The sequence below is a fragment of the Tabrizicola flagellatus genome, from assembly GCF_008271465.1.
Lineage (GTDB): Bacteria > Pseudomonadota > Alphaproteobacteria > Rhodobacterales > Rhodobacteraceae > Tabrizicola > Tabrizicola flagellata.
The window spans coordinates 85,874-100,562 of sequence record NZ_VMDU01000010.1; the positions used below are offsets into that span (position 1 = coordinate 85,874).

11 protein-coding genes and 1 pseudogene are annotated in these 14,689 nt (G+C 68.6%); 5 read left to right on the forward strand and 7 right to left on the reverse strand.

Annotated features, from left to right (window positions below; translation table 11 throughout):
* Positions 1-35: 35 nt before the first annotated feature.
* Positions 36-632, reverse strand: coding sequence for a TetR family transcriptional regulator (locus FL625_RS13360; protein WP_149589178.1), 597 nt, complete (start codon positions 630-632; stop codon positions 36-38).
* A 93-nt stretch (positions 633-725) separates the two neighbouring features.
* Between FL625_RS13360 and FL625_RS13365 the strand changes: the two genes are divergently transcribed.
* The gene (locus tag FL625_RS13365) at positions 726-1,190 is read left to right on the forward strand and encodes a (2Fe-2S)-binding protein (protein ID WP_149589179.1); all 465 of its coding nucleotides are present in this window, start codon (positions 726-728) and stop codon (positions 1,188-1,190) included.
* Positions 1,191-1,192: 2 nt separating this feature from the next.
* Positions 1,193-3,451 carry a xanthine dehydrogenase family protein molybdopterin-binding subunit gene (locus FL625_RS13370; RefSeq protein ID WP_149589180.1) on the forward strand — a complete coding sequence of 753 codons (2,259 nt, stop codon included), beginning with the start codon at positions 1,193-1,195 and terminating at the stop codon, positions 3,449-3,451.
* 12 nt (positions 3,452-3,463) lie between these two features.
* Here the strand turns inward: FL625_RS13370 and FL625_RS13375 are convergent, their stop codons facing one another.
* The 5 genes from FL625_RS13375 to FL625_RS13395 form a co-directional block, all read right to left on the reverse strand.
* Positions 3,464-5,959 carry a cation:proton antiporter gene (locus FL625_RS13375; protein WP_149589181.1) on the reverse strand — a complete coding sequence of 832 codons (2,496 nt, stop codon included), beginning with the start codon at positions 5,957-5,959 and terminating at the stop codon, positions 3,464-3,466.
* 144 nt (positions 5,960-6,103) lie between these two features.
* A complete protein-coding gene (gene dctP, locus FL625_RS13380; protein WP_149589182.1) occupies positions 6,104-7,192 on the reverse strand; it encodes a TRAP transporter substrate-binding protein DctP in 1,089 nt (362 codons plus the stop codon).
* 45 nt (positions 7,193-7,237) lie between these two features.
* Complete coding sequence (locus FL625_RS13385; protein WP_149589183.1) at positions 7,238-8,575, reverse strand: TRAP transporter large permease; 1,338 nt, start codon at positions 8,573-8,575, stop codon at positions 7,238-7,240.
* 1 nt (position 8,576) lies between these two features.
* On the reverse strand, positions 8,577-9,086 hold the full coding sequence (locus tag FL625_RS13390) for a TRAP transporter small permease subunit (protein WP_149589184.1): 510 nt from the start codon (positions 9,084-9,086) through the stop codon (positions 8,577-8,579).
* 19 nt (positions 9,087-9,105) lie between these two features.
* Positions 9,106-9,864 carry a DeoR/GlpR family DNA-binding transcription regulator gene (locus tag FL625_RS13395; protein ID WP_149589185.1) on the reverse strand — a complete coding sequence of 253 codons (759 nt, stop codon included), beginning with the start codon at positions 9,862-9,864 and terminating at the stop codon, positions 9,106-9,108.
* Between the two features lie 159 nt (positions 9,865-10,023).
* Between FL625_RS13395 and FL625_RS13400 the strand changes: the two genes are divergently transcribed.
* The 3 genes from FL625_RS13400 to FL625_RS13410 are packed head-to-tail and all read left to right on the forward strand — an operon-like array spanning position 10,024 to position 14,052.
* Positions 10,024-11,406, forward strand: coding sequence for an NAD(P)/FAD-dependent oxidoreductase (locus tag FL625_RS13400; protein WP_235019416.1), 1,383 nt, complete (start codon positions 10,024-10,026; stop codon positions 11,404-11,406).
* The gene (locus tag FL625_RS13405) at positions 11,399-12,613 is read left to right on the forward strand and encodes an NAD(P)/FAD-dependent oxidoreductase (RefSeq protein ID WP_149589187.1); all 1,215 of its coding nucleotides are present in this window, start codon (positions 11,399-11,401) and stop codon (positions 12,611-12,613) included. Before FL625_RS13400 ends, FL625_RS13405 begins: the two co-directional genes overlap by 8 nt.
* On the forward strand, positions 12,610-14,052 hold the full coding sequence (locus FL625_RS13410; protein WP_149589188.1) for an FGGY family carbohydrate kinase: 1,443 nt from the start codon (positions 12,610-12,612) through the stop codon (positions 14,050-14,052). The genes FL625_RS13405 and FL625_RS13410 overlap by 4 nt, the downstream gene beginning before the upstream one ends.
* A gap of 541 nt (positions 14,053-14,593) precedes the next feature.
* On the opposite strand, the pseudogene FL625_RS18595 reads toward FL625_RS13410, so the two are convergent.
* Positions 14,594-14,689: pseudogene (locus FL625_RS18595) on the reverse strand (integrase core domain-containing protein); the annotation flags it as partial.

Genomic DNA, 14,689 nt, shown 5'->3' on the forward strand with positions numbered 1-14,689 from the left:
CCGTCAAGCGGGTTGCCGGGCGGCTCGCCCCCGTCTCAGCCGCCGAGCGCCTTGCCCCAGATCGCCGCCAGCCGCGCCTGCGCCGCGCGGTAGTCGGCGAAGTCCTTCGCATGCGCCTTGATGCCGAACTTCGCGGCCATCAGCGTGGCCGCGATCTCCTCGGGCGAGGCATCGAGACCCGCAAGGCTCAGCCGCCCGGCCGCGACCCCCCGGGCGATCCAGTCGGCGACATGGCCGATGATCCGGGCATGGGCCTCCTGCACTTCGGGTTGGGCGAAGGGCTGGTCGGCCGAAAGGATCTCGTCGGCGTGAGGCGAGTTCAGCATCGCCTCGACCGCCGTGCCATCCACCGCCTGCATCGCGGCCAGCAACCGTTCGGCCGGGGGGCCGTCCTCGGCCAGAACGCGGGCGACTGCCTGTTCCGAACGGCGGAAATGCATGCGGATCAGCTGGTTGAAGATGTCTTCCTTGTTGGCGTAGTGCAGGTAAAGCGCCGGCCGCGACATGCCCGCGCCCTCGGCGATGTCGGCCATCGAGGTGCGCCGAAGACCATAGCGTGCAAAGGCGACGAAGGCCGATTGCAGGATGGCGGCCTCTTTCGGGTCGATGCTGGGATCGTCGCAGAACTGCATGCCTCCGGTATCGCAGAGCGCTGTCCCGGCGTCAAATCACGGATTGACACACTGACAAAATGAGTCAAACATGTCAGAAATCGGAGGCCGGACATGAGCATTACCCTGCAGATCAACGGAAAGCCACATGAGGTGGACCTGCCCGGCGAGGTGCCCCTGCTCTGGGCGCTGCGCGACGGGCTGGGGATGACGGGAACCAAGTTCGGCTGCGGCGTCGCGGCCTGCGGGGCCTGCACGGTGCTGGTCGATGGCGAGGCGGTCAGGTCCTGCCAGCTGCCGATCGGCGAGGTGACGGGGGCGATCACCACGATCGAGGGGCTGGGCCAGCCGGGCAACCTGGCGCCGATCCAGGCGGCCTGGGTCAGGCACCAGGTCGCGCAATGCGGCTATTGCCAGTCGGGCCAGATCATGCAGGCGGCGGCTTTGCTGGCGGCGAACCCCGAGCCGACGGATCAGGACATCGACGCGGCGATGCAGGGCAACCTTTGCCGCTGCGGCACCTATCCCCGGATCCGGGCCGCGATCCATGAGGCCGCAGCGATGATGAAGGCGGGCTGACCATGGCGAGCTGGAAGACGATCACCCGCCGGTCCTTCCTTGTCCTCGGGGCCGCCGTGGCCGGGGGGGCTGCCTTCGGCGCCTGGAAGATCGCCGAGGTTCCGGCCAATCCCCTGGTGCCCGGCCCGGATTCGGTGCCGCTGAACCCCTGGGTCATCATCAACGCCGATGGCGTGACGGTGATCGCGCCCCGGGCCGAGATGGGGCAGGGGATCTCGACCACCCTTGCCGCGCTGGTGGCCGAGGAGCTGGACGTGGACTGGCAGCAGGTCCGGGTGTTGCACGGCCCGCCGGCGCAGGCCTATTTCAATGCGGGCTTCGTGGACCGGATGTCGAACGAGCCGGATTTCATCGTCTCGCAGCGCCCGAAGTCGCACAATGCGATCCTTGCGGCGGTGCCGAAGATCCTGTCGCTGCAGATGACCGGCGGCTCGACCGGCGCGATCGGCGGTTTCGTGCAGATGCGGCTGGCCGGGGCCGGCGCGCGCGAGGCGCTGAAGGCGGCGGCGGCGAAGCGGCTGGGGGTGGCACCCGACACGTTGAAGACCGAAGGCGGCAAGGTGATCGGGGAAAAGACCTTCACCTATGCCGAGCTTGCCGCAGAGGCGGCGGACCTGGTGCCGGGCGATGTCACGCTGCGTGACCCCTCGACCTGGCGTTATGTCGGCAAGGCGATGCCGCGGCTTGACATGGTGGCCAAGTCCACCGGGACCGAGGTTTTCGGCATCGACACCTGGCTGCCGGGAATGAAGTTCGCCACGGTGCGGATGAACCCGCGGCGGGGCGGGGCGATGAAGGGCTTCGATCCGGCTCCGGCGCTGGCGATGCCGGGGGTGGCGCAGGTGATCGGGCTGGGTAGCGGCATTGCGGTCGTTGCCGACAATACCTGGACCGCGATGCAGGCTGCCGAGGCGGTCAAGATCGACTGGGCCGAGGCCGATTATCCGGCCGACACCGAGGCGATGATGACGCGGATCGAGGCGGCCTTCGCCACCAGGCCGGATTCGCGGATGCGCGACGACGGCGATGTCGAGGCGGAACTGGCGAAGGGCCCCGTGTCTGGTGCTGTGATCGAGGCCGAATACCGCGTCCCCTTCCTGGCCCATGCGGCGATGGAGCCCCTGAACGCCACCGCCTGGCTGAAGGAGGACGGCTCGCTGGAGGTCTGGTGCGGCTGCCAGGCCCCGATCATGACGCGCGACGCCTGCGCGGCGGCGCTGCGGATCGACGCGGAAAAGGTCACGCTGCACGTCCCGGTCATGGGAGGCGGCTTCGGCGGGCGGACAGACCCTGTGCCGGCGGTGCTGGCCGCGCGCGTGGCCGCCGCGATGCCCGGCACCCCGGTGAAGGTGACCTGGAGCCGGGAAGAGGACCTGACGCAGGATTACTACCGTCCCGCCGCCATCGCCCGCCTGTCGGGCCGGATCGAGGGCGGCAAGGCGACGGCCCTTTGGGGACGCACCGCCACGCCCTCGGTCACGCGCAACGCGCTGGCGCGGCTGGTGGGCTTCGCGCCTCCGGGTCCCGATCGCGGCTCGGTCGAAGGCGGGTTCGACCAGCCCTACGGCCTGCCGAACTACCGCTATGACGGCCATGTCGCCGATCTGACGGTGCAGCTGGGCTTCTGGCGGTCGGTCGGCAATTCGATGAACGCCTTCTTCCTGGAAAGCTTCATCGACGAGATGGCCCATGCCGCCGGAGCCGATCCGCTGGCCTTCCGGCTGGACCTGATGCGGGACACCCATGCCCCTTCGGCGCAACTTCTGGAGAATGTGCGCGAGATGTCCGGCTGGGACGGGCTGAAGCGGCCCGGCTACGGGCGCGGGGTGGCCTTCTGCTATTCCTTCGGCACGCCCGTCGCCGAGGTGCTCGAGGTGCAACAGACCGATGCCGGGATCCGCCTGACGCGCGCCTGGATCGCCTGCGATCCGGGGCTTGCCATGGATCCCGGCATCGTCGAGGCGCAGATGACCGGGGCGATGGTCTATGGACTGTCGGCGGCCGTGCACGGGGCGATCACCTTTGCCGACCAGCAGGTGGTCGAACGCAACTTCCCCGATTACGACGCGCTGCGCATGCCGACGACCCCGGCCTTCGAGGTGGCGATCCTGCAGAACAACGGCAGCTTCGGCCATATCGGCGGGGTGGGGGAACCGGGGACGCCCCCTGCCGCCCCGGCCCTTGCCAATGCCCTGTATGACCTGACCGGCATCCGCGCCCGCGAATTGCCGTTGAACCGGCAGTTCAGCTTCGCGGGCTGAGGCGCGGGCGCCTCAGAACTCCAGCGTCGAGATGTCGAGGCCGCGCTTCCGGGCGCTTTCGATCACCACGGCGCGGAGTTTCTGGTTGCGGTTCAGAAGCCGGCGGAAGCGGATTTCGTCCAGCACCAGAAGCGTGGTGTGGCTGATCGCCGTCGCCTGGGTGCGGCGGGTCTGGCGGCTGAGCAGGGACAGCTGGCCGAACATCTCGCCCCGGCCGAGGCGGAACTTCTGGCCCGCCGTCTCGAATTCCACCGCGCCCGAGGCGATGAAATAGACCTCGCGCGGGGTGTCGCCCTTGCGCAGCAGCACCTCGCCCGGCTGGACGTAGCGGGTGCGCAGCGCCTTGGCGAGTTGCCGGCGGTTGCTTTCGTTCATCGTGTCGAACAGCGGGAACTGGCGGACGAGCTCGGTCTTCTGCACCGCGAGGTCGAGCGGCGGCCGCACGTCGAAGGCGCGCCGCTTGGCGGCAAGCTCCTGCTTCAGGGTGATGTGCAGCTCGCTGCCGATGAGGCCGTCGGCATAAAGCGCGTCGTATTCGCGTTCCTCCAGACGCAGCGAGGTGCGGCGCAGGAAGCGGCGCTCGGTCTCCTCGGCGTAGCCCGGGTATTGCAGGCGCAGCCCTTCCAGCGCGGTTGCCGTCTCATCCTCGCGCCGCCGGACCAGTTCGTGCAGCAGGTCCGCGACCCGCTTGCCATGGATACGGCGGATCTTGCTGTCGATATAGCCATGCAGGTCGCGCAGGATCAGGCGCAGGTTCAGCAGGATCTCGAACCGGTCGGCGGTCAGCCGGGCCAGCAACCCCGACAGGCGCAGCCGGTTGTGCAACAGGATGGCCAGGCGGTAGCCCCGGCCCCGGGCCAGGCTGAGACGGCCCGAGGCGCGGTATTCCTCGCGCCCTCCCGCCCGGGTGCGTTCGATCAGCCGGTCGGCGTCCGACAGCATCTGTTCGGCCAGCCGGGCCGAGATCAGCTGTTCGCGGAAGGACTCCAGGATCATGTCGCGCTCGCGTCCGGCCAGCGCCACGAGACCCAGCGTGATCCGGTCGCGGTCGGGAATGTCGTCTGCCGCCTCGGCGCGCCGGATCGCCTCGTCGAGCCTTTCCGCAAATCGCTTCGCCTCGGATCGGACGATGTCATGCGACAGGTTGTGGCTGCGGGCCGTCTCGGCAACTTCCTCGCGCACGGTCTGCAACGCCACGGCGATCACCTGACTGGACAGCGCCCGATCGAGCGGCGCCAGCTTGTCCAGGCCAAGGAGCGAGATCACCCAGCGCAGGGTCGTTCCCTGCACCAGAAGCGTGAAGAGCGTGAAGCCGGTGGCGAGGATGCCCACCTCGCGCTTGACGTCGGCGGGGACGCGGAAATTCTCGGACACCGCCAGCGCCAGCGCCAGCGTCACCGCCCCGCGCAGGCCTCCCCAGAGGATTGCCACGCGGTAGGGCCGGTTGATCCTGGGCGACAGGCGCAATGCAGTCAGGGCCGGCAGGATGACGTAAAGGACGAACAACCGCGACAGGATCGCGGCCGCGATGACGATACCGATCAGCAAGAGATCGTAGAGCCGGAAATCGGCAAGGAGACGCGGCACCAGAAGTGCTGCGAGAAGGAAGATCAGCGCCCCCGCCCAATGGGCCAGCACGTCCCAGACCTCGCGCAGGTTGGTCCAGTTGGTCGGCGACATCCGGCCGGGGCCGAGGTAGTTCAGCGTCATGCCCGCCATCACCACCGCGATCACGCCCGACACCCCGAGAAGCTGGTCGGCCACCAGATAGGCGAAATAGGGCAGGGCCACGCTGAGCGAGACCTGCGCAAGCGGAAAGCGCGCGAGCCAGGTCAGGATGCCAAGGCAGAGCCGGGCCAGCAGCCAGCCGATGCCGAGACCGCCCAGGATCAGCGTCGGAAAGCCGATCAGCGCATCGCGCAGCGTCGGGTTCGGCACGCCCAGCATGACGAAGGTCAGGAAGAAGCCGAACAGCGCGATGGCGGCGGCGTCGTTGAGGAGACTCTCGCCCTCGACGATGCGGGTCAGCCGCTGCGGCGCGGCGATGTTGCGGAAGATCGAGACCACGGCCGAGGGGTCGGTCGTGGCCACGATCGAGCCCAAAAGCAGGCAGGCCACCAGGGGCAAGGCGGTGAAGGGTTGCAGCGCAAGTCCGATGGCGAAGGTTGCCACGATCACGGCCACCACGGCCATGACGAGGATCGGCACCCAGTCCTCGGCCATGCGCCGGAGGTTCAGCCCCAGCGAGACCTGGAACAGCAGCGTCGGCAGGAGGACGTAGAGAAACACGTTCGCCCGGATACTGAACTCCAGACCATCAACCGCCGGCACCAGATCGGCGACGGCGGGTTCGTGCCGCATCAGATAGGCCGCGCCGAGGCCGATCAGGACGCCGATGATGGCCAGGACCACCGTGTAGGGCAGGCGCGACCAGTCGGCCAGCGGCTCGCTGAGGCTGATGACGATGAAGAGTGCGGCAACGATGCCGACAAGGCTGATGACGTCCATGCGATCGGTCTAGCGCAGTCCGCAGGCGGGATCAGCCGTTTCCGTGCACTATCAGAAAATTATCTGCGAAAGCTCGCACAGGCCCGGGTGCATCCGGGACGGGCGCCGCACCGGTCATGTGCGACGCCCTGACGGCCCGTAGGCCTAGCGGTAGGGATAGCCGGCCTTCTCCATGGTCTCGGCGTATTTCTTGAAAGCCTCCACCACCTTGGCCGAGCGCGGCGAGGAGGCGGCCACCTCGTCCCAGAAGCCTTCGGCATCCTTGACGACCTGGGCCCATTCCTCGGCCGGAAGCGAGGTCAGTTCCATCTTCTCGCCCTCGACGCGCAGCTTGGCCTCGCCGCCCCAGTACCAGACCGCCCGGTAGTAATGCGACTGGTCGATGGTGATCTTGAACAGTTCCTGCAGATGCGGCGGAACCTTCTGCCAACTGGCGGTATTGGCGAAGTAGCTGCCGAACCAGGCGCCGGTGACCGAGTTCGTCAGCGCATACTTGCACACGTCCGCCCAGCCGACCTCGTAGGCCTCGGTGAAGCCGCACCAGGCCACCCCGTCGATCTCGCCGGTCTGCATCGCGACTTCCACGTTGTCCCAGGGGATCGTCACCGGGATCAGGCCGTATTTGGCAAGGAACCGCCCGGCGGTCGGCACACCGAACACGCGCAGCCCGTTCATGTCGGCCAGCGACCGGATCGGCTTGTTCACGGTGAAGATGTGCAGCGGATCCCAGGCGCCGCAGGACAGCCAGGTCACGCCTTCGACTTCCGAATAGGCCTCTTCCCAGATTTCCTTCAGTCCATAATAGCGGAACAGGGCGGGCACATCGAGGCTGTAACGGGTGGCGAAGGGGAAGTAGCCGCCGAAGACCGAGATGTCGACCGGCGAGGCCATGGTCGCCTCGTCCGACTGGACGGCATCGAGCGTTCCGTTCTGCAGCGCGCGGAACAGGTCGGCGGTCGGGACGAGCTGGTCGGCGTAGTAGAGTTCGATCTCCATCTCGCCATTGGCGGCGGCGTTGAACGCATCGATCTGCGGCTTGATCACATGCGCGCCAAGGGGGGCGCCGGAGTAGGTCTGCAGGCGCCACTTGATCGGCCCGGTCTGGGCGATCACGGCAGGGGCGGCCAGCGTCGCCCCGGCAGCAGCCCCCGCCCCCAGAACGGACTGGCGCAGGAAATTCCGGCGCGAGGCGAGGATCGCCTCGGACGGGCTTTGCGGTTTCTTCTCGGTCATCGTCGTCTCCTTGTTGTCTTGGGCTCTTCTGGCCCGGTTGGTCATTCAGCCCCGCACGTTGATCTGCTCGGGTAGCCAGAGCGCGATCTGCGGGAAAATCATCAACAGCACGATGGTCAGCGCCATCATCGCCGCGAAGGGCCAGATGGAGCGGTAGATGTCCGGGAGCGTGATCTCGCGGGGCGCCAGCGAGCGCATCAGGAACAGGTTGTAGCCGAAGGGCGGCGTGATGTAGGCGATCTGGCAGGTGATGGTGTAGAGGACGCCGTACCAGATCAGCTGGTTGTCGAAGCCGAGGTCCAGGCTCGCCACCAGAGGGATGTAAAGCGGCGCCACGATCACCAGCATCGCGGTGTCGTCGAGGAACATGCCCAGGAGCAGGAAGCTCAGCTGCATCATGATGATGATGGCCCAGGGCCCGAGGTGCCACTGGCCGATGAACAGGTTCTCGATCGCCTTGACCGCGCCGAGGCCGTCGAAGACCGCGCCGAAGGCCAGCGCGGCGAGGATCAGCCAGAGGAACATGCAGGAGACCGCCAGCGTCTTCATCGAGGTCTCGCGGATCAGCCGCCAGGTAAAGCGGCCCTTGACCAGCGCGGCCAGCGTGGCTGCGGTTGCGCCCACGGCCGAGCTTTCGACCAGGCTCGTGTAGCCGCTGACGAAGAGGCCGGTCATGAAGAAGAAGATCAGGAAGGGGATGATCCCGGCCCGCGCCAACGCGAGCTTCTGGCCGAAGGACATGTTCAGGTCCTCGGCCGGGACCGGGGGCGCGAGCTTCGGGTTCAGCTTGGCGCGGATCATGATGTAGGCGATGAACATCCCGGCCATGAGAAGGCCCGGCAACAGGCCTGCGAACCACAGCTTCGACACCGGCTGGCGTGCGATCATGCCATAAAGGACCAGCACGACCGAGGGCGGGATCAGGATGCCAAGGGAGGAGCCGCCCTGCACCACGCCCGAGATCAGCACCTTGTCGTAGCCCCGCCGGAGCATTTCCGGCAGGGCGATGGTGGCGCCGATGGCCATGCCGGCGACCGACAGCCCGTTCATCGCCGAGATGATGACCATCACCAGGATCGTGCCGACGGCCAGGCCCCCGGGCAGGCGGCCGAACCAGACATGCATCATCTTGTAGAGGTCTTCGGCGATCCCGCTCTCGGCCAGGATGTAGCCCATGTAGATGAACATGGGCAGCGTCAGCATGGCGTACCAGTTGAACAGCTTGAACACCTGGTTGTAGGGCAGTTCGATGGCGCCGTTGCCGTAGAGGAGCAGCGAGGCGCCGGCCGCGACGAAACCGATGGCGGCAAAGACCCGCTGGCCCGTGACCAGCAGCAGCGCCATGGTGGCGAACATCAGAAGGGCGATCAGTTCGTAGGACATGTCAGACCGGCTTTCCGCGCAGCGTGGCGATGTGCTTGAACACCAGCGCGAAGGCCTGGAGCAGCATGAGGACGAGGCAGACGGTCAGAAGCGCCTTGATCGGGATGACCGAGGGGTTCCACATCGAGAACCGCCGTTCGTTGGTCTGGATGGCGTATTGCAGCGACGAGATCGAACCGACCAGCATCACGCCCAGGTAGAAGATCATGCACCAGACGGTGATCAGGTCCAGCTTCGCCTTCCCCCGGTCCGACAGGTTTGCGTACCACAGGTCCATCCGCACATGTTCGTTGTTCTTCAGCGTGATCGGCCCGCCCATGAAATAGTAGGCCGCCAGCGTGAACTGGGTCAGCTCGATCGCCCAGTGGACGGGGATGTTCAGCACGTTGCGCGTGACCGCGTCCAGAAGCAGCGTCGCCCCCATGAAGAAGATCAGCGATGCGGCCAGGTAGCCGACATAGTCCGAGACCTTGTCGACGATCCGCACATAGGCCCGGATCAGATGCGGCATGTCGCACCCACCATTTCGATCAGATCCACACTTCCACTCCCTTGTCCTGCAGCGCCTCTCTGTGCGCCTTGTCCAACCGACCGTCGCTGATCACGAGATCGACCTCTTCCATGCCGCAGACGGCAAAGGCCGCGTGGCGGCCGAATTTCGTGGCATCGGCAAGCAGCGTGACCGTCCGGGCGTGGCGGATCATGGCCCGGGCGACCTGGGATTCGTCAAGACTTGCATCCATCGCCCCCACCGCAGGATCGACCGCCGCCACCGTCAGCACAGCCCGGTCGGCGCGGAACTGGGCGATCTGCTCGATCGTCGTGCCGCCGATGGTCTGGGCGTTGTCGGCCCCGTAGCGGCCGCCCAGCAGATGGATCGCCGCATCCGACCCCGCCTGCGCCAGTCGCTCGGCCAGGCGACAGGAATTGGTGATCACCGTCAGCCCCGGCACCGCCGCCAGCGCCGGCGCAGCCGCCAGCGTGGTCGAGCCGGTGTCGATGAACAGCGTCTCGCCGGGCGCAACCGCATCCGCGAGCCTGCGGCCGATCAGCGCCTTCTCGGCCGCCGAGGCGATCTCGCGCTCGCCATGGCTGGGCTCGACCACCAGCATCGGCCGTCGCGCCCCGCCATGCACCTTCCGAATCCGGCCGCGCTCGGCCAGAAGGCCCAGGTCGCGCCGGATCGTTTCGGCCGAAACGTCGAAGCGAGCTGCCAGCATCTCGACCGAGACTTCCCCTTCGCGCCGGATGATCGCCTCGATCTGAGGCTGTCGTTCGTTCGGCTTCATGACCTTCCCCAAAAGCCAGCCGACCAAGCCCGACCGCTCAGGTCAACAGGTTTCTTGACCGGACGGTGAAAAATCTGCACTGCCGTCTGGGGCAGCTTGACAGGAATGACCGAACAGTCAATTCCTGTTGAAATGCACAGCCGACTTCTGGGGAACTCCGTGAGCGCCTCCCATCCCGGATACGATGTGGCGGTGATCGGCGCCGGGGTGGTCGGCTGTGCGCTTGCCCGCGCCTTCACGCTGGCGGGTGCCCGGGTCGTGGTGCTGGAGAAGGCAGTCGAGGTCCTGGACGGCGCCTCGAAGGGCAACAGCGCGATCCTGCATACGGGCTTCGACGCGCCCGAGGGCAGCCTGGAACTGGCCTGCATCCGCGAGGGTTATGCGCTTTACCACGAGATCCGCGAAAGGTTGGGCCTGCCCTTGGTGCGGGCGGGCGCAATGGTGCTGGCCTGGACCGAGGAAGAGGTCGCGGGCCTGCCGGCGCTGATGGATCAGGCGCTGGCGAATGGGGTGACGGACATCCACCCGGTCACGGCGGCCGAGGCGCGGGCGCTGGAGCCGGCGCTGTCGGACCGGGTGCTTGCCGGTTTCCGCGTGCCGGGCGAACATCTGATCGACCCCTGGTCGGCGGCGCATGGCTATCTTTTGCAAGCCCTGGCCAATGGCGCGGTGCTGATGCGGCAGGCGGAGGTGCTGACCGGCCGCCGGTCGGGCGATGTCTGGCATCTGGCGACCACGGCGGGGCAGGTGACGGCGGGGCTGGTCATCAACGCCGCCGGGCTTTTCGGCGACGAGGTGGACCGTCGCGTCACCGGGGAAAGCTGGTTCACCATCAAGCCGCGCAAGGGCCAGTTCGTCGTCTACGACAAGACCGCCGCCGCGCTGGCCGGGCACATCCTATTGCCGGTGCCGACGAAGATCACCAAGGGCATCGTCGTCTGCCGCACCGCCTTTGGCAACCTCCTCGTCGGCCCGACCGCCGAAGAGCAGGACGACCGCGAGCATGCCAGCCTCGACCGCGAGACGCTGAAGGCGCTGATGCGGCGGGGCGAAGAGATCCTGCCGGCGCTGGCCGGGCACGAGGTGACGGCGGTCTACGCCGGGCTGCGCCCGGCGACCGAGGAAAAGCACTACCGCATTCGCGACGACCTGGCGCCGGGCTATATCTGCGTGGGGGGCATCCGCTCCACCGGCCTGTCGGCGGCGCTGGGGATCGCCGCGCATGTCGTGCGGCTGGCCGCGCGGGATTTCCCGCCGCTGGCCGATCCGGTCTGGCCGGCGATGCCCAACATCTCGGTCGCGGCTCCGCGCGACTGGGAATGTCCCGGCCACGGCGGCGTGGTCTGCCATTGCGAACTGGTGACGCGGCGCGAGATCGAGGCGGCGCTGACCGGCCCCCTGGCGGCGGCGAGCCTCGCGGGGCTGAAACGGCGGACGCGGGTGACGATGGGGCGCTGCCAGGGCTTCTACTGCACCGCCGAACTCGCCCGGCTGACCGAGGGGCGGCTCGTGCAACCGATGCTGGGGACGGACCATGGCTGAGGCCGAGATCCTGGTCGTCGGCGGCGGGCCGGCGGGTCTGGCGGCGGCGATCGAGCTTGCCCGCGCCGGTCGCCGGGTCATGGTCCTGGAGCGCGCGGCCGAGGCGGGCGGCATCCCGCGCCATTGCGGCCACTATCCCTTCGGCATGCGCGAGTTCCACCGCCTGCTGCGCGGCCCGGACTATGCCGCGCGACTGCGGGCCACGGCGCTGTCGGCCGGGGTGACGATCCGCGAGCGCACCACGGTCACGGCGCTGCGGCCGGGCGGGACGGTCGAGATCACCGACGACACCGGCCCCGCCACCCTGTCGGCCCGCGCCGTCCTGCTGGCGACCGGCGTCCGCGAGACCAGCCGCGCCGCCCGGCTGATCGGCGGCGACAAGCCGGGCGGGGTGATCCCGACCGGGGCCTTGCAGGGGCTGGTCCATCTGAACCGCCAGCGCCCCTTCCGCCGCCCGGTGATCCTGGGGACGGAACTGGTGGCCATCTCGGCGCTGCTGACCTGCCGCCATGCGGGGATCCGGCCGCTGGCCATTATCGAACCCGGCGACCGCCCCACGGTCCGCGCCCCGGCGCATTGGCTGGCGCGGCTGATGGGGGTGCCGATCCTGTTGCGCAGCGACATCGCCGCGATCCATGGCCGTGCCCGGGTCGAGGGCGTGACGCTTGCCACCCCGATGGGCCCGCGCGACCTTGACGCCGACGGGGTCATCGTGACCGGGGGCTTCCGGCCCGACGCCGCGCTGTTGCGCGGCAGTCATCTCGAGGTCGATCCGGCCTCGGGCGGGCCGGTCATCGACCGCTGGGGCCGGCTGTCGGACCCCGCCTGGTTCGCCGCCGGGAACCTCCTGCGCGGGGTGGAGACGGCCGGCTGGTGCTGGTCCGAGGGTCGGCGGACGGCGCAGGCGATCCTTGCCGCGCTGGAGGGCCGGCTTCCGCCACCCGCCGGCGCGCGGATCGCGCTGGACCATCCCGCATTGCGCCTTGCGGTGCCGCAGGTGATCGGGGCAGGGGGCGAGGCCGCCGCGCACGACCGCTTGCAGATCCGGCTGGCCACGCCGGCGAAGGGACGGCTCTGCCTGCGGCGCGACGGGGCGACGCTGGCCTCGGCCCGGCTCGACAGCCTGCCCGAGCGCCGCCTGTCGCTGCCCTTGCCCGCCGATCCGGGACCGGGCAGCCTGACGCTGACCATCGAGGAGCGGACATGAGGATCGCCGCCATCGACCAGGGCACGACCAGCACCCGGGTTCTGGCCCTGGACTCGGACGGCGCGCTGCGCCCGGTCCTGTCGCTCCCGCATGGGCAAGGCTACCCGGCCCCCGGCCATGTCGAACAGGATGCCGAGGAGCTTCTGGCCAACATCTGCCGCTGCCTCGATGCGGCGGCGCCCGAGGTGGTGGGGCTGGCCAACCAGGGCGAAAGCTGCCTGGCCTGGGACGCCCGCGACGGCCGACCGGTCAGCCCGGTGATCTCGTGGCAGGACGACCGCACCGCCCCTGTGACGGCGGGGCTGGAGCGGGACGGGGCGGGCCCCCTCGTCATGGCGCGGGCGGGGCTGCCGCTCGATCCCTATTTCTCCGCTTCAAAGCTGGGCTGGATCCTGCGCCATGTGCCGGCGGCAGCCGACCTGGCGCGGCAGGGCCACCTGCGGCTGGGCACCACCGACGCCTTCTTCCGCGACCGGCTGACGGGGCGGTTCCAGACCGACATCGCCACCGCCTCGCGGACCTCGCTGATGAACCTCGAAACCGGGGCCTGGGATGCCGACCTCTGCGCGCTTTTCGGGGTTCCGATGGACTGTCTGCCCGAGATCGGCCCGACCTCGGGCGATCTGGGGACGCTTCCCGGCGGGGCGCGGCTGGCGGCTTCCATCGTGGACCAGCAGGCCGCGCTTTACGGCCACGGCTGCCGCAGTCCCGGCGCGGCCAAGGTGACCTTCGGCACCGGGGCCTTCGTGCAATGCCTGACCGGGACACTGGTCCGCCCCGAACGCCCCGGCCCCCTGCCCACCGTCGCCTGGCAGCGGGCGGGACAGCCCGTCGCCTATGCGCTGGACGGCGGGGTCTATGCCGCGGCCTCGGCAGTGAACTGGGCGCGCGAGCTGGGGCTTTTCGACGACTATGCCGGGATTTCCGCCTTCGCCGCTCCGCCGGCCATCGACCGCGGCTTGGTCTTCGTCCCGGCACTGGCCGGGCTGGGCTGCCCGCACTGGCAACGCGCCACGCGGGGGGCCTGGCTGGGACTTGGGCTTGGACATGGCAAGGCCGATCTGATGCAGGCGCTCCTCGAAGGCGTGGCGCTGCGCACCGCCGAGGTGCTGGACGCGATGCGCGCGCTGCATCCGCTGGCCGGTCCCGTCTCGGTCGATGGCGGGCTGTCGCGGAACGACTATTTCGTGGCCTTCCTGTCCGAGGTCGCCGGCCAGGACCTGATCCTGCCCGACGAGACCGAGCAGACCGCCGCGGGTCTGGCGCGGATGGCGGCCGAGGCCTGCGGGGTGGCGGTCGCGCCGGCACCGCCCGGCCGTCTGGTCCGGGCGCGGCCCGATGGGCGGACGGAGCGGCTGGCGCGCTTTGCCAGGGTGCGGCAGGGGCTGACGGACCTGTCCGGCGTCATGGGCCAGGGGGGCGCTTGCGACCCGGCCTGAGGGAAAGGCCGCCTGCGCCGGCCCTGGCGGCCCGGCCTCTGCACGGCGGGATCCGCCGCCCCGCCCGAGAACTGCTGCTGCCCGGTGATCAGGTTGCCGTTGCGCAGCACGAAGGGCTTGAACATCGCGCTCAGCACGAAGTTGGTGTCGGCAATCTTCCGCGCCTCTTCCGCGATCCGGAGAGGCTGGATCTTCTGGCCGACCCTGGCATCGGCAACGGCCGCTTCCGAGTTGGCAAAGCCGGTCCAGGTCTTGCCCTTGACCAGGAGGTCGTCGTTCGACAGCCGCGTCTTCAGGAGGATGCATGTGCCGTGGCAGACGATTGCCACCACCCTGCCGGCCTCATAGTCGCGGGCGACGCAGCATGCGGCGCCGCATCGTCGATCATCGTCGCCATGGGCGACTTTGCGCCCGCCATAAAGATCACGTCATGGGCCGTTGGGTCCATTTCGGCGAGGGGCCTGGTGCCCTTCGGCACGCCGCGTGCGTCGCCGAGGTCTTTAGGGTCAGGATTCATTAATCGGCTTGCGGCTGGTATGTCTGCGTGATTCAAGCTCCCGAACTGACGGGGGGTGAAGATGAGCATTCGTCGCGCAGGCTGCCGTTGAAGCTTTCGATGTAGCCGTTCTGCTGGGGC